Raw genomic sequence first — 21,028 nt, 5'->3', positions numbered from 1 at the left:
CTAAGTTCTAAACACCAGAATAGGAATGCAAACCTGCAATGACGAGGTTAACCCCAACGAGCGTAAATAGTACAACCACAAAGCCGATTACAGCGAGCCATGCAGAAGGTTTTCCCTGCCAGCCGCGCGATAAACGGAAATGCAAATACGCACTATAGTACAACCATGTAATTAAAGCCCAAACCTCTTTCGGGTCCCAGCCCCAGAAACGGCCCCATGCAATATTGGCCCATATCATTGCGAATATTAATGCACCGAGTGTAAAGATCGGAAATCCAATTGCGATGGATCTGTAGCTGATTTCATCCAAATCTTCTGGATCTACACCATCCATAACAGGATGTATGACCGCTCCAAGCGGCTTTCTGAATACTAAGCGCAGCAAGCCATAAAGCAAGGAGCCTGCAATAATCGTCCATATAACGGTATTAAACTTGCGTCCTGAATTTGCGCCTTCCATCCAAGATGGTGCTTCGAATAATGGCTTGCTCATGCCGAGGAATGATTCATATTCGACCACCTGGCTGTTATAAGGTTTAACAATTGGCGGCAGTGTATAATTTACTGTCTCCGAAGTTGTCGACTCTATTCCCTTGGCATCAATAGTAGATGTTTCTTGAATAAATTTCGCTTCATAGCCCATTCCGCGGAACGCGAATACAGCGACGATAAAACCTACAATTAGAATAATCGTATATAAAGAGAACTCGACCCAGAACTGCGATCTTTTTGCTTCTTTTGTTTTGCTTTTGAAATCAACCACTCTTAGCAAATACATGAGGCCGGCAGCAAAACCAACGGCAAAAAATGCTTCGCCTAGAGCGGCTGTCGTTACATGTACTTTTAGCCAGTAGTTGTTTAGAGCCGGTATTAGCGGCTGTACCTCTTGCGGAAACACAGATGCATAAGCAACAATAATTACCGTTAACGGCAATGAGAACATGCCCAGCAGCGGTTTTCTGTAAATACTGAAGACAATCGTAAATGCAATCATGATTGCCATTCCAAGGAAAGTCATGAATTCATACATATTGCTCGTTGGAATTTGGCCGCTTCCAGCCCATCTTGTAAAGAAGAAGGTCAAATGCGATGCAAGTCCAAGACTCGAAGTAATGAATGCAATTCGTCCCCAACGCTTCTCATGCTGCAAAGGATCACGATTGCTCCATTTCTTACCCGCAATGGCAATGACATAAAACATAAATGCGAAGCAATACAGGAAAAATGCGACAATAAATGCGTCGCTGCTAAAATCGACTAAGCTCACGCGTTGTTCCCTCCGTTATCTAGCGACTTCGGATCTACGGTTATCCCTATTTTTTTAAGGGCTCCCGCTACATCTGAGCGCATACCGTACCAGTTTTTATTCGTATGAGCGCCCAATGAAAGCTCTCCATTGTCCACTCGCAGCCAAATTCGGCGGTGCTGCCAATAGGACCCCATCAGCAAGCCGAGCATGGAGAACACTGCACCTACCCAAACATATGGCAGTGCCTTATCCATCCTTACGTTCAAGTAAGTGGATGCTTCAGAGAAATCTACATTTTCCATGCCGTCCACTCGAATTTCTATCTTATCCGCGATACCGTGATTAATGGCATCCTGCGAAAATTTAACTTTATCCTTTTGCATTGGGAAATACATATACGGCTCACCTTTTGGATCAAGTCCTGGACCTTTAACCGTGTATACGAACGCCGGAGCAATTGGATCACGTGACAAAGTCGTTGGCTCGCCATTGTCGCCAATTGCAAATTCCATGTAATTCGCATATAAATCAAGGGTGTATGGCCCGAGCTTATGCTGCAGCGCTGAATCCTTCATTGGAAGGTCGAACGGACCATATTTCTCTCCCGTCGCTTTATCTATGAGAATTGGATGCACAGCGTTCAATCGAGGCGTTGTATCATAATCAAATTGATACAGCTTTAATCCTTTGTACTTAAGCGGCTCGTTGACAATAATATTATGCCGCTCTACTTCTTTAAGCTCTGGTTTCTTTGTTTGGTCACTGCAGTTGCTAACGCATTCATAAAGAACCGCTTTTGTCTCAAAAAGCTTCGCACGGGTTATTCCTTTAAGCTTGTCCGGCAATTCCTCGTCTTTATAATACTCTACAGTAAACTTTTCGTTTTTAACATAATAATTCGTATTCGCTATTTGGACCGTATCCCCATCAGGGACCATTATGTAGCTATCCATTTGCCAGCTCGGAATGCTTCTTGCCAATATGGCTAATAGAAACAAGATAAGGCCGATGTGATTGATGTAGGGTCCCCAGCGGCTAAAACGATTTTTCTCCGCAAGCAGCGCAGAGCCATCTCGATGAATGCGATAACCTTTGCGCTTCAGCTGCATGCCGAAATTTTCAACCCATTTTTCCTCATCGCCTTCAATCTGATATTTAAATACCGTCTTCTGACGATGAATAAACTGCAGATGCTTGCGAATTTGCTGCTTGCTGAGAGCCCGATAAAGCGGGAGCACACGATCCAAGCTGCAAATAACGAGTGAGGTGCCAATCATCACAAGCAAGCCAATGAACCACCAGGATTCGTACGTATGCGATAATCCTAGCAAATAATACATTTTGCCAAGAAATCCATACGTTTCTTCATAATGAACGGATGGATCTAAGTTATTTATGAATGTGTTTTCCTGTGGATAAATTGTTCCAAGCATCGCAGTCAAAAAGGTAATTACGATCAAATAAATCGCAATTTTGACTGACGAGAAAAAATTCCATATTTTATCGATATAATTGGGATTGCTTTTTTGCGATCGACGAGCAACACCATCGTAACGCATTTCTAACGGCAAATCGGAAACCGTATCGTTTACAAGCGGTTTGCCGCAGCTTTCACATAGTACGGTGCCTATCGAATTTTGATGACCGCACTCACATTTTGTGTTTTCAACCACTAACACAATAATACCTCCTACAGCTGAAGAAGCCGTTCAATCCGTTCATCAATTTCCTCTTCCGTCATGCCTCCTACTTTTATTTCCATAATCGTCCCATTTGGATTAATGAAAAAAGTAGTAGGGTATGACTTTAGACCATAGCTTCGTTCTGTTTTGCGATTTACATCGCGCAGAATCGGATAGTTCAAATCAAAACGACGGACAAAATTGTTCACGGTCAACGTGTCCTCGCTTAAATTTATAGCTAAAATCACAAGGCCTTGATCCTTCCATTTCGCGTACTGTCGTTCAAACTCCGGCATTTCCTTCACGCACGGTGGACAGAATGTGCCCCAGAAATTAATGACGACAGCTTTTCCCTCATAATCAGACAGTTGTTTAAGATTTCCATCTAAATCAACAAGCTCAAATGCAGGCGGCTTCCCGCCTTCCTTTAAAGGTCCTTTGTCATCCGCGTCAAATAAGGTAGATCCAATTGCGTACCCACCTATGATCAAGACGGCAATCAAAATGACAATTTGTACCGTCTTGCGCGATTTTCCCATAATTGTTTTTCACCACCAGCTTCTTTCTATGCAGCCACGAATATTACCATTATAACGAAAAGTCGACGGCAATTACTGCCGCCGTCGATTACTTTTTATGAACTTTATGTGTCTTGCTTTGCGCTATCGCAAGCAATTCTTTAATTTCCTGAGGCGTGAGATGACGATACTTTCCTCTGCCTAGGTTTTCAAGTCCAACTTCGCCAAAACGAATTCTTTTCAGCCTAATCACCTTATGTCCAATAGCTTCAAACATCCGGCGAACCTGACGGTTCCGGCCTTCAAAAATCGTAATTGTAATCGTTGCTTCATTTCCGTCCGTGTCTACATCATGATATTCCACTTCTGCAGGCGCGGTCATGCCATCCTCTAGCTTAATCCCTTTTTGCAACTGCTCCAATGCCGTTCCATGAGGAACGCCTTTAACGGTCGCACGGTATGTTTTGGGAACATGATGACTTGGATGTGTTAACAAATTAGCGAATTCGCCATCATTCGTTAGGATAAGAAGTCCTTCCGTATCATAATCCAATCGACCGACCGGATATACTCGCTCTTTAATACCTGGCAAGAAATCAGAAACCACTTTGCGGCCTTGTGGATCTTTGGCGCTAGTTATGACTCCCTTGGATTTGTTAAGCATGAGATAGAGCTTCTTCTCGCTCCGAATCGGCTTGCCGTTAACCGTAATTGCATCAACCGCTGGATCAGCCTTAACGCCTAGCGTCGTAACCTTCTCACCATTAACCTCAACCATTCCTGCCAAAATCATTTCTTCACATTTGCGACGGGATGCAATTCCCGCTGCTGCTAATATTTTCTGTAAACGTTCCAATGCTTTCACCTCAATCTCCATCATAACGATATGAAGGAGAAAGTACAAGCTTCACTAGCCGAATATGTATAAGCAAATGAAAATTGCTGCGAAAAAACCTACTATATCGGAAAATAAACCAACTTTTAACGCATATCGTGACTTTCTTATTCCAATCGCTCCAAAATATACAGTAAGCACATACAGGGTTGTATCCGTGCTGCCTTGAATAGTGGAAGCAATTCTGCCGATCATAGAATCCGGGCCAAAGTTTTGAATAAGGTCAGTCGTGAAGGCTAACGAGCCTGCGCCAGTCAAAGGCCGCAAAATCCCGAGCGGCAGCACCTCACTTGGAATACCAACCCAATCAAAAAGAGGTCGAACTGTAGAAAGCAGCAATTCCAAGGCTCCAGATGAGCGAAACATACTGATAGCAACCATCATGCCAACCAAATGAGGAATGATATTAATCGCTGTTCCGAAGCCATCTTTGGCTCCTTCAACAAACGTTTCATAGACAGGTACTTTGCGTCTTAAAGCTGCATAAAGCGGAATAAATACGATAATGGCAGGAATCATCCATGCGGATAAGCTTGTAAAAATATTATACAATTGCCTCACCTCCGGAAGCTGGTGAAGCTGCAGTCTTCTTCTCAGGTGGTCGAGGTGGCGATGGCGTTATAGGCGGCGGTGGAGACTTTCTTCGATACCAACGGTCAGCAAGTATTGCAGCCGTAGTAGCAACAAATGTCGCTGCCAGCGTTGTACCGATAATTTCAGCAGGGTTAGCTGAACCATAATTCATTCGAATGGCAATAAGCGTGGTGGGAATAATCGTAATGCTGGATGTATTTAGAGCAAGCAGCGTGCACATCGCTGGAGTTGCTGTAGCAGGATCAGGATTAAGCTTCTGAAGTTCCTGCATTGCTTTTATTCCCATTGGCGTGGCTGCATTTCCTAACCCAAAGAGATTAGCGCTTAAATTACTCATTATATATCCGAGAGCTGGGTGATTGGGAGGAACGTCAGGAAAAAGCTTCCGCACCACAGGCCCGAGCATTCGAGCAAGTGTGCGCAGCAGCCCTGCATCCTCCGCTATTCGCATCATGCCAAGCCAAAACACCATGATACTAATTAATCCGAAGCTCACGGTGACACCCGACTTGGCTCCCTCGAAAGCTGCTTGTGTTACCGCATCCATCTTACCCGTTATCGCAGCTACTACAACGCTCGCTACGATGAAAAACAACCAAATCCAGTTAACCATTTAGGTCGCCTCCCCCTCTACGCACCTATACTGTTTTGCAAGCAATCAGCGTCTCCCGCGCAGATTGCTGCTAATGCTCAAATAATGCATCTAATACTTTAATAATAGAGCCAAATATCGGCCCACGCTGATCATGCTTGTTTGCTTTTTGAAAATCAGCCAGTGATTGTAATGATTTTTGTGATGTCATTGAAAGTTGAAGTCTGCTGCTGTTTGGATCATACACAGGAACAGCACCAATTTGCTGCTCGTTTAAATACCATTCCAGAAATCCGCGCTCTCCTAACAAATATCGTGTTGTTCCTGCTTCAAGCAGCACAAGACGTGATTGAACATTTCCCGTTTCCTGCTCTTCCAGCGGGTATTTAAAAGATTGTCCAATAGCATAAGGGTAACCAGAAACTTGCTGCCCTTTAACTGCTATCTCTTTAAGCGGATAATGACCAAAACCCCAATCGAGCATTTTCCGGTGATCTGCCCAATCATCGCTGTCATTTATCGTCACAGCAGCAAGCTGTTGACCATTCCTAGTGGCGGAGCTAACTAAGCAGCGCAATGATTTTTTGGTATACCCCGTTTTTACACCGTCAGCACCCTCATACATCGTTAGCATTTTATTTTTGTTCGTGTAGCTGTACTCCCATTTCTCATGCGGATTAGGCACTTTTTTTACGCGCGTGCTTACGATTTCTGCAAATACGTCATTTTTCAAAGCATATGCAGTCAGCTTGGCCAAATCATTAGCTGAAGAATAATGCTCATCATCATCCAGCCCATGCGGATTTTTAAATTGCGTATGTTTCAAACCTAGAAAGGTCGCTTTCTCATTCATTAAATGAACAAAACCTTCCTCCGATCCTCCAACATGCTCCGCGATTGCCGTTGCCGCATCGTTGCCGGATCTGAGCATCAGACCATACAACATATGATGCAAACTCATTTCTTCGCCAAGCTGAAGATAAATCGAAGAACCCTCTTTACCAACTGCTCGTTTGCTTGTCTTCACCATATCAGTCAGCTTTCCATGATCTATTGCAACAATAGCTGTCATGATTTTCGTTAAGCTTGCTATCCGCATCGGGGTATCGCCATCACTGCTATACAAAACTCTGCCTGACTCGACATCAATTAGAGCCGATGCTTTGGCATTCGTATACAGCTTGCTTGGATTTGCGCTAACTGGGGGCAAAACGCTTGTCCCAACCAATAAAGCAGATAACATTCCAACTGCAACAAATCGTTGCAGTTTTTTGAAATTCATTTTCATACTTGCCCCTCCCGCAGCGATAGTAGATAAAGCTTGTGTGTGCGTATTTCAGTATATGCCTGTACATGTGGCTCTAGACGAAAAGTAGCTAACAAAAATGAAAAACTGCCCTCTCGGGCAGTTATGTCATCAGTTGTGTTCGTTTGCTTCGACACGTTCACTGATCACAGTTTGAGACGTATCCGTGTATACACCAGTACTCGTAGGCTGCTTCATCATCGATTGCAGCTTATCAAATACATGCGGAGCTGAGTCGATTACCCGCTCAAGCAGATGTGTTTGATTATCGAGCGGAACAATTTTTACGCCATGTGTTCCTACGACCAAGAAAGCAATTGGCGTAATCGACACRCCGCCACCGCTACCGCCGCCGAATGGAAGTGAAACAGAAGCATGCTGTGCATCAGATTGAAAACCGTTCTTATGATCGGCATCATCTAATCGAATGTCACTGCCTCCTGCTACAAACCCAAAGCCTACTTTGGAGATCGGCATAATAATACTGCCATCCGGCGTTTGGACAGGGTCGCCTACAATAGTATTGACGTCAACCATCTCTTTAATATTTTCCATTGCGGTTTGCATTAAGCCTTGAATAGGATGTTCTGCCATACCTTGACGCCTCCTTTCAATTTCCTCATCCGAACTAAAAGCTGCAGTCCGGCAAGAATAGCATAACCGAAGCGGATTTGAGCTATGCATGACCATTCCGTTGTAAAAGCAGATCGTTGATAAATAGGCTGAACCATCATTTTCGGCTCCGTTTTGAGCTTAACCATTTGGGACAATACGCCAATGATCGATGTTTTTATAGACCAGACAAATCCAGTCGTCATTGCCGTCCACATCGCATCACCGGTTCCTACTGAGGTTGACCAGTTCCATTCTAAAAGACGGACCTTCGTAAGCGACTTTCTAACCCATCCGGTTAAGTTTTTCGTCATTTGTAACACTTGTTTTGTTCTTTCCATGAGATGAGCTATTTTTTCTGCGTCAATGTCCTCGTTATATTGTTTCCAAGTGTCAACGGCCACATTCTTTTTTGAAACCTGTTCCTTAAGTTGGATGGAGGTTCCTGTGAACTGAATAATCGGCACTTTAAAGCGGTATCTGAGGATTCCAAATAAGGCCTTAATATTCAACTCAAAATCATCGTTGTGATCTATTCTCCTCAGATGGCCTCTTAATTCGACCTGCGAAGTGAGGCAGACGACCAAAATGAGCAAAAAAAAGAGACCGACCGCCGTCATCCAACCGTAGGGGTAACCGAGCATCATGATGCTTCCTCCGTTTCCCTAATATGGGTTGAATATAGTATGACCCGGCGGCCAAATCTCATTCTTTTATTTCTTCAATTGTCATCTGCGTGCCATCTAATCTCTCGAATAGCAGCTGGGTTTGTTCCTCCAAGGCATCATCGATATCAACGCTGCCTGGTTCTGGCAATTCTTTTATGGACGGCAATCCAAAATAATCTAAAAATGATTTCGTCGTTCCGTACAAAATAGGTCTGCCAATCTGCTCTGCGCGGCCAACCTCTTCGATTAAATCCTTTGATACAAGCGATTGAATCGCCCTGTCACTCTTTACGCCGCGAATTTCTTCAATCGATATTCTTGTTATCGGCTGGCGATAAGCGACGATGGACAGCGTTTCTAATGCAGCTTGTGACAACTGCGATCTCGTAGGAGTGTATGCCATACGCTCAAAATAAGGCGCATGCTCCAAATGAGTCGTCAGCCGATAGGATGCTGCCACCTCTGCGATTTGAATACCGCGCCCCTCGCGCTCCAAATCGCGCTGCAAGTCATAAACCAAATCGGAAGCGAGCTCCGCATCCAGCTCCAAAATATCAGCCAGCTGCCGCTTCGTAAGGCCTTCATCACCTGCCATAAACAGCAGGCCCTCAATAATTGTCTTCAACTTCGGATAATCCAATTTGCGACGACTCTCCTCTCCAATGAATGACGATGTCGTCAAATAACTGATGCTGAAAACAACGAATATGTTTCATTTTCATTAATTCCAGAATGGCGAGAAAAGTAACCACGATTTCATGCCTGTCCATGTTCTCGCGAATAAGCCGTGAAAAACGAACCGTTTCGAATTGCTTGAGCACCTCGACAATGTCCCGTATACGATCCTTAACGGAAATCTCGTCTCGATGTATGGTAGCAACGACATTACGCCTTGAAGCGCGGCGCAGCGCCTTTTGAAAGGCAGTAATCAAATCCGACAAGTGAAGCCCCTCAACCGGATTAACAATCTCTTCCTTCAAAAATGGCGTCATATCCTCAGGTTCCCTTGAATAGACAAGGCTGCGCTCGAATTCCTTCTCGCGCAGCTGCTCGGCTATTTGTTTGAATTTCCGGTATTCTACGAGCTTCTGGATGAGCTCATCGCGTGGATCCAATCCGTCATCCGGCCAATCCTCATAGTCTTCCTCAAATACAGGCGGCTTTGGAAGTAGCTGCTTGCTCTTTATCGCCAAGAGGGTTGCCGCCATAACTAAAAATTCACTCGTGACCTCAAGCTCGAGCTCTTTCATCGCATGAAGATAATCCATATATTGAATCGTAATCTCACTGATAGACACCTCATGGATATCGATCTCCGCCTTGTCGATCAAGTGAAGCAGCAGATCCAGCGGCCCCTCAAAAGAATCCAGCTTATAAAGCACTGACACTTACATTTCCTCCCGCCTAGCCTTATCTTCGCTGCTTAGCCTTGCAATTGTTTGGTAAGATTCGCCATTTCAATTGCGCTTGTAGCAGCCTCATAACCTTTGTTGCCTGCTTTTGTGCCTGCACGCTCAATGGCTTGTTCAATCGAATCAACAGTCAATACTCCAAAAATCGTCGGAATGCCTGTTTTCAAAGCGATAGCCGCAACACCTTTTGCTGCTTCGTTGCAAACAAAATCGAAATGCGGTGTTGAACCACGAATAACAGCGCCAAGCGTAATGACAGCATCATACTTTCCGCTTTCCGCCATTTTTTGAGCGATTAAAGGAATTTCAAACGCTCCCGGCACCCATGCTACCTCAACATCTGAATCCTGTGCGCCATGACGTTTGAAAGCATCAAGTGCGCCTCCAAGCAGCTTGCTTGAAATAAACTCGTTAAAACGTCCTACTACTACTCCATATTTTAAACCTTCTGATACTAAATGTCCCTCATAAATTCGTGTCATTTGTCATCTTCCTTCCATTATTTTAAATGATGTAGTCAATATCTTCAAAGCTAAGTAAATGACCAAGCTTAGATTTCTTTGTGCGGAGATAACTTTTATTATCTTCCTTTAACTCCATTTGTATTGGAATACGTTCTACAACCTCTAGTCCGTAGCCTTCAAGACCTTTAATTTTCCGAGGATTGTTCGTCATCAACCGCATTTGGCGAACGCCAAGATCCTTCAAAATTTGTGCACCTATACCATAATCGCGCAAATCCGCCGGAAAGCCAAGCTTTAAATTAGCATCTACCGTATCAAAACCTTCTTCTTGCAGTGCATAAGCCTTCAATTTGTTAATCAGACCAATGCCTCTGCCCTCTTGGCGCATATAAAGCAGAACGCCGCTGCCCGCTTCTTCGATCTGTTTAAGCGCCGCTTCAAGCTGCGGTCCGCAGTCGCAACGATGCGAATGAAAAACATCGCCGGTTAAGCATTCAGAGTGAACCCGCACAAGCAAGGGAAGTTCAGGATCGATGTCGCCTTTAACGAGTGCGATATGCTCTTTGTTATCCACTAAATTTGTATAAGCAATAGCACGGAAAGTGCCAAAATCAGTTGGCAGCTTCACATCAACCGCTCGCTCAACAAGCTTTTCTTTCTCGTTGCGATATTGAATCAGCTCTTGAATCGTGATGAGCTTCAGATTGTGCTTTTCTTTAAAGACAAGCAAATCTGGCAAACGAGACATCGTGCCGTCTTCATTAATGATTTCACAAATCGCTGCTGCAGGCGCCGAGCCGCACATGACCGCCAAGTCTATAGCCGCCTCTGTATGTCCAGCACGGCGGAGTACGCCACCAGGTCTTGCAATCAAGGGGAAAATATGACCTGGCCTGCGAAAATCTGCTGCTTTTGTCGTTGGATCAATTAACGCTTTAACCGTTTCTGAGCGTTCAAATGCGGAAATCCCAGTAGTCGTTCCAATATAATCAACGGAAACGGTAAATGCCGTACCATGATAATCGGTATTATGCGTAACCATTGGCGGAAGGTCAAGCTGGTCTGCTCGCTCTTGCGTAATTGGAACACACACAAGACCTCTTGCCTCTGTAATCATAAAATTAATGACCTCAGGCGTCATTGTATCAGCAAGTGCAATAAGGTCGCCCTCATTTTCCCGATCCTCGTCGTCAACGACAATAATCGGCTTGCCAAGCTTAAGATCAGCCAAAGCAGCTTCAACTGAATCAAATGGTTTTTTATCTGTTTGTTCCATATGGGTTTCCCTCCTTTGTGACAACCAAACCTTTATAAGGCTTCTACCTTGCCTTCAAAGGTTATTTAAAAGATCAAAACCAGTTTAAAACCAAACCTTAAAGGTTGATACCAAACCAAACCTTAAAGGTTGATACCAAACCAAACCTTAAAAGCTTTTCGAACCCACCCAAACCCTCCCTTCCAAGGGAGGGCCCCAAGGACTGCGTCCTCTGGACACCTGCAATTGGACTAACGTAGGCATGACTCAGGTGGCTGTGTGCTAACATTGGTTAAAGATCGCTTTCGTCCCTGCGGGACACGCTTACTGTTTGTGCAGCCTAGTTGTTAGTTCAATTACATAAATAAACTAAATACCTGTTAGTTAGGGCTTCATCTCTACTTCAAACGCTATTCCAAACCTTAAAGGCTTTTCGAACCCACCCAAACCTTCCCTTCCAAGGGAGGGCCCCAAGGACTGCGTCCTCTGGACACCTGCAACTGGACTAACGTAGGCATGACTCAGGTGGCTGTGTGCTAACCTTGGTTAAAGATCGCTTTCGTCCCTGCGGGACACGCTGGCTGCTTGTGCGTTCTAGTCTTAGGTTACTTTAACTTTTGACAAAGTCGATAACTGCTTTCATTTGAGTTAGACCACATACGTCCCTATTAGGCACTTTTAATGCTTACGCTCAATAGTTAACTGGAAAAACTCCATCTAATTCACCTGATTAGCCGTTTATTCTTTAATTAGCTGGAATTTCTCACGTTATTTCAGCTCATTATTCGAACTTGAGGTGTATCTGTCCAATTTACATGGAGTATTTCCTGTTAATTGAAATCTAGAGCTGATTAGAACAAAATGAACAGTAGGTTTTACCGTTACATTGAAAACTTACGAGTTGGGCAAGGAAAGCTAACCCATTTTCATATCGACTTACAAAAAACCATTTTCCATAAGAAAAGATGTAGTGAGCTTGGCTTTGGCTGGCAATGCTTCTGGCTGCTTGAAATGAAGCAGGTGATCGACGTACTTGCCGATGACATCACATTCGATATTAACGGTATCGCCTGCACGCTTATGCTGTAAGGCCGTTTCACCTAATGTGTGTGGAATAATCGATACGGATAACGTATGTGATGATGTATCCACTACAGTGAGGCTTATGCCATCAATTGTGATCGAGCCTTTTGGAATCACATAACGCAGCATGTCTGCGTCGTCGATATGGATTTTATAAACAACAGCATTAGCATCCGTTTCTCGTGAAGTTATTTTCCCGGTTCCATCAACATGCCCCTGAACGATATGACCGCCAAAACGTCCGCCAGCTTGCATCGCTCTCTCTAAATTCACTTGTTCACCAGCACGAAGCTGATGAAGATTAGACTTGCGATAAGTCTCAGGCATCACGTCAGCTGCAAATGATGCACCGTCAAACGACGTTACCGTTAAACAAACGCCATTAACCGAGATGCTATCACCCAGCTTAACACCATCTGTTACAAGGGATGCTCCGATGACTAGCCTCATCGCTTCGCCTTGCTTCGTGATTCCTTTCATCTTTCCCACTTCTTCCACTAATCCGGTAAACATGGGTTTCCTCCTCAAAGGTTCGCTAATGCAGCAAACCTACTTCAAAACAACATAAATCCTGCGATTAAGCCAGAGATTTGTTCATGGCCTTATCCTTAATAAACTGGATATCCCGAGACGCAAATGTCCTCGCCGGCCATTTCTACGCTTACTCGATCTAGGGAAATAGCATCGGCCATTTTTTCGAACCCAGCGAAAGTAAATGTACCTGGTGCATCCAAGCCGCCGATAATCTTGGTCGCGTAATACAGCATGATTTTATCAATAAGACCTGCCTCTAACATTGCACCATTTAATTGACCGCCGCCTTCAAGCAAGATTGAGCCGATTTCAAGTTCCCCCAGCTTCTTCATCCCTTCACTAAGATCTACTTTTGCTCCCGTACCGCAAATGATGACCTCAATCCCTGCTGCTTCAAGCGCTTGTCGATTGTCCAAGCTTGCTTGGCTGGAAGTTAAAACAATCGTTCTAATTGAGCGATCAGTTACAACTCTGGCATTAAGCGGCAGCCTCAGTGCTGAATCCACGATAATACGTATCGGATCAATTGCAGGGACAGATGCTCTCGTATTGAGCAGCGGATCGTCCGCAAGTACTGTTCCTATGCCAACCATAATGGCTTCATGCTGATGACGCAGCGTATGAACCTGTTCGCGAGCAACTGCACCAGTCACCCATCGGCTATCGCCTGAATGGGAAGCAATTTTGCCATCAAGCGTACTCGCAGTTTTTAAAGTAACGAATGGGAGGCGGGTCGTAATGTACTTATTAAATTTTTCATTCATTTGCTGCGATCTTTGCTCAAACACGCCAACCGTAACGTCGATCCCTTCTTCACGAAGCCTTGCAATGCCTCGGCCTGACACTGCTGGATTGGGATCGCCGCTTGCGACTACAACCCTTGCAGCTTTGGCATCAATGATACGTTCACAGCATGGCGGCGTCTTTCCAAAATGGCTGCATGGCTCTAACGTTACATAGACGGTTGCTCCTTCAGCCGCATCTCCCGCCATCTGAAGCGCATGCACTTCAGCATGACCGGTTCCTCGTTTTAGATGCGTGCCAATGCCGACAATCGCACCATCCTTTACGACGACGCAGCCGACAACAGGATTAATGCTGGTTTGACCCGAAGCTTTTGCAGCCATATCCAACGCTAATCCCATATAATATTCATCATTTAAAATGTCCATAAACAAAAAACACCCCCATCGGCATACGATCCGACAGGGGTGATGAAAGATAAAACGAGAACTACGACAAAACCGATCGATGTTGTCGGCTTTGAGAGCCGTCGCTATCTTATGTCGCAAAATTGCGAAATCGGTTTGTAAAGTACACTAAATAAACTAACCTATTATGTATGTGAAATAAAACACATACAAATAAGCAGTAAATTGTAGCTGTCGAAGCATCCCCTTCTCCCATCCAGACTGTACTGTCGGTCCCGGAGTTTCACCAGGTCCACCGTTCTAATCGTATTCTATCCAAATGATCTTGGATAAAATGCCGTTTAAACCGGGTCACGGACTGACGAGAGGCACAGAAATTCGGTTATCCGATATTCTGTGCCTTCCCGATCACCGCCGGTTAGGAATTTCACCTGACCCCGAAGGATTGCTGCACTTACAATATTATAGTTAGTATCTTAACATTAAATCGTTTCGACTTCAACCTTTTCCATTTTGTCTCCGCCTTTGAAAGCATCAACAAACTCCATACCTTTTGAAACCTTGCCAAAAACAGTATGTCCGCCATCCAAATGCGGTTGTGGTGCATAACCGATATAGAATTGGCTGCCGCCTGTATTGCGACCAGCATGCGCCATTGCTAGTGAACCGCGCTCATGCTTATTAGGGTTGATTTCACAATCGATTTGGTATCCAGGACCGCCTGTACCTGTTCCGTTTGGACATCCGCCTTGAGCGACGAAACCTGGGATAACACGGTGGAAAGTAAGACCGTTGTAAAATCCTTCGTTAGCAAGCTTTTCAAAGTTTGCTACTGTGTTCGGCGCGTCTTGCTCGAATAGATCGATAAGAACCTCTCCGCCGTTTGCTAGTGTGATTTTTGCTTGTTTAGCCATTGCTGCATCTACCTTTCTTTTATCCGAATAAGACTACGTTACCAATTTCGCTCTTATTTCGCAAGCGATGATTTTTGAAGTCTTGCCGGAATGACGTCATTGCAAACGATATTTTCAAGCGATTCACGCTTAACAGCAAGGTCTGCCTGACCATCTTTTACGAAAACGACAGCCGGACGACGAATGCGGTTATAGTTGCTCGCCATTGCATAATTATAAGCACCCGTACAGAAAACAGCAAGTAAGTCGCCATTTTTTGCTTTAGGCAATTCCAAATCCCAAATGAGCATGTCGCCACTCTCGCAGCATTTGCCCGCGATGGAAACCGTTTCTTCAGCAGCTTCATTCGCACGATTAGCGAGTACTGCTTCATATTTGGATTGGTATAGCGCTGGGCGAGGGTTGTCCGTCATGCCACCGTCTACTGCAATGTATTTGCGTACACCTGGGATATTTTTGCTTGTACCAACTGTATACAAAGTTGTTCCTGCATCGCCAACCATACTGCGGCCCGGCTCTACCCAAATCTCAGGCAATGGGAACTCTGCATCTGTAAACTTCGAGATGATAGCGCCAGTAATTGCCGCAACATATTCGCTGATTGGCAATGGTGTGTCGCCATCAACATAACGAATACCAAAGCCGCCGCCAAGATTGATTACTTTAAACGTTAGGTTAAGCTCATTACGAATCTCAACCGCGAAATCAGCAACCTTGTCCACAGCCATACGGAAGCCTTCAACTTCGAAAATTTGTGATCCAATATGGGAATGAACGCCCAAAACAATCAGGTTAGGCAAAGCAATCGCTTCTTGAATCGCTTGTTTCGCTGCGCCATTGCCAAGGTCGAAACCAAATTTCGAATCCGTTTGTCCAGTAGAAATATAGTCATGCGTATGTGCTTCAACGCCAGGCGTGATACGAAGCAGAATGTTTACTTTCTTGCCTTTATCGCCAGCAAGAGCATTCAGAAGCTGAAGCTCCATGAAATTGTCAACTACAAAGCAGCCGATACCAGCATCAAGTGCCATGTTGATTTCCTCAGGCGTTTTGTTGTTGCCGTGGAAATGGATACGTTCAGCAGGGAAGCCTGCTTGCATTGCTGTGTAAAGCTCACCGTCGGATACAACATCCAGCGACAGCCCTTCTTGCTCAGCAATCGCACACATTGCCATTACACTAAACGCTTTGCTTGCGTATGCGACTTGAAATCTAAGACCTGATGCTTTGAAGGCTTCTACATACTCGCTTGCGCGCTTACGAACAAGAGCCTCATCCACAATATATAGTGGCGTACCAAACTGTGCAGCCAAATCAGCTACATCACAGCCGCCAATTTCCAAATGTCCTTTTTCGTTAATATTACTAGTTCCATGCAGGTACATAATTTCCCCTCAGCTTTCTTCTATCTGCATGCAGATAGAACGGATAGAATTTGCATTAATAGGTTTAGTATAACGCAATCTACCCGGACTACGAAATGGATAAATCCACATTTCATTTGCATTTTATGAATCTACTCTGTATTCGGCATCTTATCGCTCTGCTGAGGCCGCAAAATATTTGGGCGCTGCCGGTTGTACAGGACTGGCTGACGGATGATAATGCTCCAAAGGGCGTGCATATCAAACGGTATAATGGGCCACATATACGGACGGTTGAACGAGCGCTCTACAATCAGTATCAGCAGGATAACCGTCGTAGCAATAACAAAGCCAGGCACACTGAAAGCAGCCACCGACACAATCAGCACGAGCCGTACGATTCGATTGGCTAGTCCAAGCTCATAGCTTGGTGTTGCAAACATGCCGATCGCTGAGATCGCCATATACAAAATAACCTCATTAACAAAAACGCCAGTCTTTACCGCAATATCGCCAATGAGAATCGCTGCGACTAATGACATAGCCGTTGCAAGTGAGGTAGGCGTATGAACGGAAGCCATGCGCAGCAAATCCACCCCAATCTCAGCTATCAGAAATTGTACGACTAATGGCAGTTTGCCTGTCTTACTCGGACCAATAAACTCAAGAGCAACAGGCTTCATTTCCGGATGCATGACGAACAGTAGCCATAACGGCAGCATAAACAACGATGCCAAAATACCTATAAATCTCACCCAGCGCAGATAAGTGCCGATAAACGGTGTTTGTCGATTCTCCTCTGCATGCTGCATAAGATCGGTATAAGTAGTCGGCAGCGTCATAACACTTGGCGAAGTATCGACGAATACAGCTACAGCACCCTCCAGTAAATGTGCAGCTACCGTATCTGGTCTTTCTGAATATCGAACAAGCGGGAAAGGATTCCAGCCCCTTTTTACAGTGGACTCCTCAAGCTGCTTGTCCGCAAGCGGCAGGCCGTCTATTCTCACCATAGCGATTTTGTCTTTGACGGACTTAAGCAGCTCCTTGTCCACAATATCGTCGATATAAGCAATACAAACGTCCGTTTGTGTCCGATCGCCCACCCGCACAATTTCATATCGAAGCTGGGGATCACGCAGCCGTCTGCGAACAAGCGAAATGTTGACCATCAACGTTTCTACAAAGCCATCTCTGCTGCCGCGTACAACTTTCTCAAGCGAAGGCTCCTCTGGTCCTCTTGCGGGGAAAGCCTTCGCATCAATCATGAGAACACTGGATTCACCATCAATAAACAATGCGGTTACACCGGATAACACGCACGTCAGCATGTTATTCCAATCGTCTTCCTTTATGACCTGCGCCGCAGGAACATATAAATCAAGGAAAGAATGAAAGGCATCCGCAGACAAATCCTCGGGTTGGAGATACGTTAATCGCTTGAGCACATCTGACAGCAGCGTATCCTTAACCAAACCATTCAACGACAACATTGCTGTGCGCTTCTCGCCAAACGTCATCTCTCTCACAACAACGTCGAAGCTTACTTTATAACCGATCTCATTTTCCAATCTCATCAGAACTTCATCCAAATCGCTCGGAATCGGAGTTATGTCCTTATTGCCGTTCTTATTGGATACAGCTGTGCTGACATTGTTTTTTTTATTTCCACTACCGAATGATGTTTTGTTTCGAGCAACTCCCGATTCCTCTTTCTGTTGATCCTCATTGACTTCTAAAAACGGAGGCCTTCCATTTTGGTCATTATCGTTGTCATGATAATTTTCATTGTCATTCATGTTAGCTCACCCCATCTTTACTGTATCACCATTGAAATACTAACCAATCGAATAATGAGCCCAACGTTTTGCCTAGAACCATTGCCATGACGAGACTGACCATATAAGCAGATAAATTCATTCTTTTGGCCAAAATCGGGAGCACATTCATTACCTCAGTCAAGGCTGCTGCGAGCATTCCTACAAACATACCATCAATCAGCCCTGTCGCACTTAAAAACAGACCCGAAGGCAGCGAAAGCTTCCAGCTCATAAAATCAGCAAAGGTCCAGTACAGCGAACCGGATATGACGGCAGTCTCAAACCACACCGACATTCGGTAAGCATTAGCAACTTGAGCGAGCCGCGGAATGAGATCAAGGACAATTAGCAACGCTACCAACCCGCTGCCTACAGCAAGACCCCCTGCCAAGCCTAGCAGACCAATAAAAATATTAGCAGCAGCACTAATCATGCTTGTTCCCCTGCGTTTGATCGTAATCCGATTTTTTACGCATTTCGTCGGCGATGACATAGGCATTTACATTTTCTTGATACATATAGAGCTCAACTTCAAGCGGGTTAGGCTCCTCATTGAATCGTTTTCGGAATAAATGGTTGAAAAACAATACCATCCCAAGTCCGATGCCCAGAGAATAAGGGATTTGAAACCATAGCGGATGCTCCGTGCGCTTCCCCGTTATCAGCTCGACAATTCGGATATGAACCTCCTTCATACTGACATCCGTATGAAAGTTCATAATCGCAAGGCCCGCTCCAAAGAACAGCAGCAGCCACGAAAAAATAAGCACTGCAATACGCGGTTTTACTGGCTTCTCCGCCACCATAACGAGCACTTGGGGGTCACCATAGGCTTCTACAGTTAAACCCGGCTCAAGCTCTCTTATCGCTTTGACGATTTGAAGCAAGTCTATAACGACGCGATTGCCATCCGCCTTCTTGTGCTCGTAAAGTACAAGCCCCTTCAAGCGGTTCTCAAGCAAGTCATCCTTTGCGAGCAGCCTCGCTGCTTGGCCTAAGGAAACACGTTGATTCGGTTTCATGTATATCCGTTTTTTCAGACGCAGATAGAGGACCGAATGGTTTGGTTTTGCCATTTGTCAACTTCCCTTCTGCTGATACTTTGGTGTATGTTTCCCTTTTAGTATGATAAAAGGACGATTCGGATACTCATGCAAATTGAGGTAAAAAATAGAAAAAACCAAACCGCCTTAAAGGGCGATTTGGTCTCGGATGGACTGCAATATTTTTTTCTCAAGCCGTGATACCTGTACCTGTGATATACCAAGCCTGCTCGCTACTTCGGATTGCGTTTTGTCACGGTAATACCGCAAATATACAATCAATCGTTCACGCTCGCTTAGACCTTCGATGGCTTCCACAAGCGCAAGCTTGTCAAACCACCGATCCTGAGATTCATCGGCTATTTGATCCATCAGCGTGATAGGGTCCCCGTCATTTTCAAACACAGTCTCGTGTATCGAAGTTGGCGGCTTATTCGCTTCTTGAGCGAATACAACATCTTCTGGGGTAATGCCCAGTCGCTCCGCAACCTCGCTAATGGTGGGCAATCGACCTAACGTTTTGGAAAGCTCATCCTTCATTTTGCGCACCTTATTGGCGGTTTCCTTGAGGGATCTGCTAACTTTCAACGTACCATCATCGCGTAAAAATCGCTGAATTTCCCCAATGATCATGGGTACTGCATAAGTTGAAAACTTAACATCATAAGACAAATCAAATTTGTCTACTGATTTAAGCAATCCTATGCAGCCGATTTGGAACAAATCATCGGGCTCATAACCACGATTGATGAACCGCTGCACGACTGACCAAACTAGCCGAATATTACACTGTACGAGTGTATCCCTTGCAAGCGTATCGCCGGACTGACTTAACGCAATAAGCCGCTTCACTTCCGCGTCATCCAAGTATGGCTGGGCCGTCTGCTTTAGATTGACATCCATGAGGTTCAACCCCTATACGCTAATTGTAGAGCGCTTTTTTCGATTCAATTCGTTTAAGCATTGCTACGCGTGTGCCGCCGTCTACCTGACTTGAAACCTCAAAACGATCCATAAAGTTTTCCATAATCGTGAAGCCCATTCCAGAGCGCTCAAGCTCAGGCTTCGACGTATAAAGCGGTTGACGAGCAAGCTCCAAATCTTCAATACCGCGACCGTTATCCGACACCGTTAAGGAAACCGAATCTCCTTCAATTCTTGCCTCTATTTTGACCTGACAAGTAGGATCGTTCTCGTAGCCATGTATAATCGCATTCGTTACAGCCTCGGACACAGCCGTTTTCAAATCATTCAGCTCCTCGAGCGTCGGATCCAGCTGTGACACAAATGCCGCTACTGCGATTCGTGCAAAGGCTTCGTTTTCCGATCGGGCGCTGAAGGAAAGCGTCATTTCATTGGAACCGTTCATGACACCACCTCCAAACTAGAAATTGCGGTACGTTCGTTTTCATGAATCGTCAGAATTTTGAACAGACCCGACATTTCGAATAGGCGATGAACATTCGGATTCACATCGCAGACGACCATTTTGCCACCCTTGCTCTTCACCTGCTTATATCGGCCCAATATGACGCCTAGACCGGAGCTGTCCATAAACTGCAGCTCCTTCAAGCTAAGAATGACATGCTCGCTGTTACCGCGAAGTAGAGCCTCTTCCATCTTAAAGCGTACGACATCGGCAGTATGATGATCCAACTCGCCCCGAAGCCTTACGATCAGCACATTGCGGTATTGCTCCAATTCTGCTTGCAGACTCATTATGCTGTTCATCTCCTCTAGGTTTTTTCAAACACAAGCAAACGTCTTTGGCGTCTTTCGGACGCTAAAGCAGCTTTGACGGTGAACCATAAGGCAAGAATAAGAAAACGATATACTTGCTTATTTATTAAGAAAGAATAGGTCATACCTATG

23 protein-coding genes and 1 riboswitch are annotated in these 21,028 nt (G+C 45.0%); all 23 genes read right to left on the bottom strand.

Annotated elements, in window-relative coordinates; translation table 11 throughout:
- Positions 1–7 precede the first annotated feature (7 nt).
- Positions 8–1,267, bottom strand: a complete 1,260-nt coding sequence (ccsA, locus tag AB4Z45_RS26900; RefSeq protein ID WP_339203306.1) for a cytochrome c biogenesis protein CcsA — start codon at positions 1,265–1,267, stop codon at positions 8–10.
- Positions 1,264–2,922, bottom strand: coding sequence for a cytochrome c biogenesis protein ResB (gene resB / locus AB4Z45_RS26895; RefSeq protein WP_441912637.1), 1,659 nt, complete (start codon positions 2,920–2,922; stop codon positions 1,264–1,266). Before resB ends, ccsA begins: the two co-directional genes overlap by 4 nt.
- A gap of 17 nt (positions 2,923–2,939) precedes the next feature.
- Positions 2,940–3,470 carry a redoxin domain-containing protein gene (locus AB4Z45_RS26890; RefSeq protein WP_441912606.1) on the bottom strand — a complete coding sequence of 177 codons (531 nt, stop codon included), beginning with the start codon at positions 3,468–3,470 and terminating at the stop codon, positions 2,940–2,942.
- Positions 3,471–3,558: 88 nt separating this feature from the next.
- A complete protein-coding gene (locus AB4Z45_RS26885) occupies positions 3,559–4,305 on the bottom strand; it encodes a pseudouridine synthase (RefSeq protein ID WP_054026970.1) in 747 nt (248 codons plus the stop codon).
- Between the two features lie 54 nt (positions 4,306–4,359).
- Positions 4,360–4,863 (bottom strand): spore maturation protein, encoded by a 504-nt coding sequence (locus AB4Z45_RS26880; RefSeq protein ID WP_179089938.1) that lies wholly within the window; start codon positions 4,861–4,863, stop codon positions 4,360–4,362.
- Positions 4,864–4,888: 25 nt separating this feature from the next.
- Entirely contained in the window at positions 4,889–5,551 is a 663-nt protein-coding gene (locus AB4Z45_RS26875; RefSeq protein WP_441912605.1) for a nucleoside recognition domain-containing protein, read from the bottom strand.
- Positions 5,552–5,621: 70 nt separating this feature from the next.
- Entirely contained in the window at positions 5,622–6,818 is a 1,197-nt protein-coding gene (locus tag AB4Z45_RS26870) for a D-alanyl-D-alanine carboxypeptidase family protein (protein ID WP_441912604.1), read from the bottom strand.
- 129 nt (positions 6,819–6,947) lie between these two features.
- Entirely contained in the window at positions 6,948–7,430 is a 483-nt protein-coding gene (gene ytfJ, locus AB4Z45_RS26865; protein WP_441912603.1) for a GerW family sporulation protein, read from the bottom strand.
- A complete protein-coding gene (locus tag AB4Z45_RS26860; protein ID WP_441912602.1) occupies positions 7,403–8,095 on the bottom strand; it encodes a DUF2953 domain-containing protein in 693 nt (230 codons plus the stop codon). Before AB4Z45_RS26860 ends, ytfJ begins: the two co-directional genes overlap by 28 nt.
- Positions 8,096–8,153: 58 nt before the next feature.
- Entirely contained in the window at positions 8,154–8,756 is a 603-nt protein-coding gene (gene scpB, locus AB4Z45_RS26855; protein WP_076271382.1) for an SMC-Scp complex subunit ScpB, read from the bottom strand.
- Positions 8,725–9,504: a segregation and condensation protein A gene (locus AB4Z45_RS26850; RefSeq protein WP_339203315.1), complete on the bottom strand. Its 780-nt coding sequence runs from the start codon at positions 9,502–9,504 to the stop codon at positions 8,725–8,727. Before AB4Z45_RS26850 ends, scpB begins: the two co-directional genes overlap by 32 nt.
- A 35-nt stretch (positions 9,505–9,539) precedes the next feature.
- Entirely contained in the window at positions 9,540–10,010 is a 471-nt protein-coding gene (ribH, locus tag AB4Z45_RS26845) for a 6,7-dimethyl-8-ribityllumazine synthase (RefSeq protein WP_053376708.1), read from the bottom strand.
- A gap of 22 nt (positions 10,011–10,032) precedes the next feature.
- Complete coding sequence (locus AB4Z45_RS26840) at positions 10,033–11,268, bottom strand: bifunctional 3,4-dihydroxy-2-butanone-4-phosphate synthase/GTP cyclohydrolase II (RefSeq protein ID WP_441912601.1); 1,236 nt, start codon at positions 11,266–11,268, stop codon at positions 10,033–10,035.
- A 915-nt stretch (positions 11,269–12,183) separates the two neighbouring features.
- Entirely contained in the window at positions 12,184–12,843 is a 660-nt protein-coding gene (ribE, locus tag AB4Z45_RS26835; RefSeq protein ID WP_430057908.1) for a riboflavin synthase, read from the bottom strand.
- Between the two features lie 95 nt (positions 12,844–12,938).
- A complete protein-coding gene (gene ribD / locus AB4Z45_RS26830; protein WP_441912600.1) occupies positions 12,939–14,036 on the bottom strand; it encodes a bifunctional diaminohydroxyphosphoribosylaminopyrimidine deaminase/5-amino-6-(5-phosphoribosylamino)uracil reductase RibD in 1,098 nt (365 codons plus the stop codon).
- 219 nt (positions 14,037–14,255) lie between these two features.
- A riboswitch (FMN riboswitch) is annotated at positions 14,256–14,464 on the bottom strand.
- A 33-nt stretch (positions 14,465–14,497) separates the two neighbouring features.
- Positions 14,498–14,929 (bottom strand): peptidylprolyl isomerase, encoded by a 432-nt coding sequence (locus AB4Z45_RS26825; protein ID WP_441912599.1) that lies wholly within the window; start codon positions 14,927–14,929, stop codon positions 14,498–14,500.
- A 53-nt stretch (positions 14,930–14,982) separates the two neighbouring features.
- A complete protein-coding gene (lysA, locus tag AB4Z45_RS26820; RefSeq protein ID WP_076271388.1) occupies positions 14,983–16,314 on the bottom strand; it encodes a diaminopimelate decarboxylase in 1,332 nt (443 codons plus the stop codon).
- Positions 16,315–16,445: 131 nt separating this feature from the next.
- The gene (locus tag AB4Z45_RS26815) at positions 16,446–18,092 is read right to left on the bottom strand and encodes a spore germination protein (RefSeq protein WP_441912598.1); all 1,647 of its coding nucleotides are present in this window, start codon (positions 18,090–18,092) and stop codon (positions 16,446–16,448) included.
- Positions 18,093–18,117: 25 nt separating this feature from the next.
- Positions 18,118–18,546 carry a stage V sporulation protein AB gene (locus AB4Z45_RS26810; protein ID WP_441912597.1) on the bottom strand — a complete coding sequence of 143 codons (429 nt, stop codon included), beginning with the start codon at positions 18,544–18,546 and terminating at the stop codon, positions 18,118–18,120.
- Positions 18,539–19,189, bottom strand: a complete 651-nt coding sequence (locus tag AB4Z45_RS26805; protein ID WP_076271391.1) for a stage V sporulation protein AA — start codon at positions 19,187–19,189, stop codon at positions 18,539–18,541. Before AB4Z45_RS26805 ends, AB4Z45_RS26810 begins: the two co-directional genes overlap by 8 nt.
- Before the next feature lie 114 nt (positions 19,190–19,303).
- Complete coding sequence (gene sigF, locus AB4Z45_RS26800) at positions 19,304–20,059, bottom strand: RNA polymerase sporulation sigma factor SigF (RefSeq protein WP_054024324.1); 756 nt, start codon at positions 20,057–20,059, stop codon at positions 19,304–19,306.
- Between the two features lie 19 nt (positions 20,060–20,078).
- Positions 20,079–20,525 carry an anti-sigma F factor gene (spoIIAB, locus tag AB4Z45_RS26795; RefSeq protein WP_076271392.1) on the bottom strand — a complete coding sequence of 149 codons (447 nt, stop codon included), beginning with the start codon at positions 20,523–20,525 and terminating at the stop codon, positions 20,079–20,081.
- Complete coding sequence (spoIIAA, locus tag AB4Z45_RS26790; protein ID WP_076271393.1) at positions 20,522–20,875, bottom strand: anti-sigma F factor antagonist; 354 nt, start codon at positions 20,873–20,875, stop codon at positions 20,522–20,524. The genes spoIIAB and spoIIAA overlap by 4 nt, the downstream gene beginning before the upstream one ends.
- Positions 20,876–21,028 lie beyond the last annotated feature (153 nt).

Source organism: Paenibacillus sp. MCAF9 (assembly GCF_052114265.1).
Classification (GTDB): Bacteria; Bacillota; Bacilli; order Paenibacillales; family Paenibacillaceae; genus Pristimantibacillus.
The sequence above is the reverse complement of the archived record's forward strand: the minus strand, read 5'-3'. Positions and strand labels throughout refer to the sequence as shown.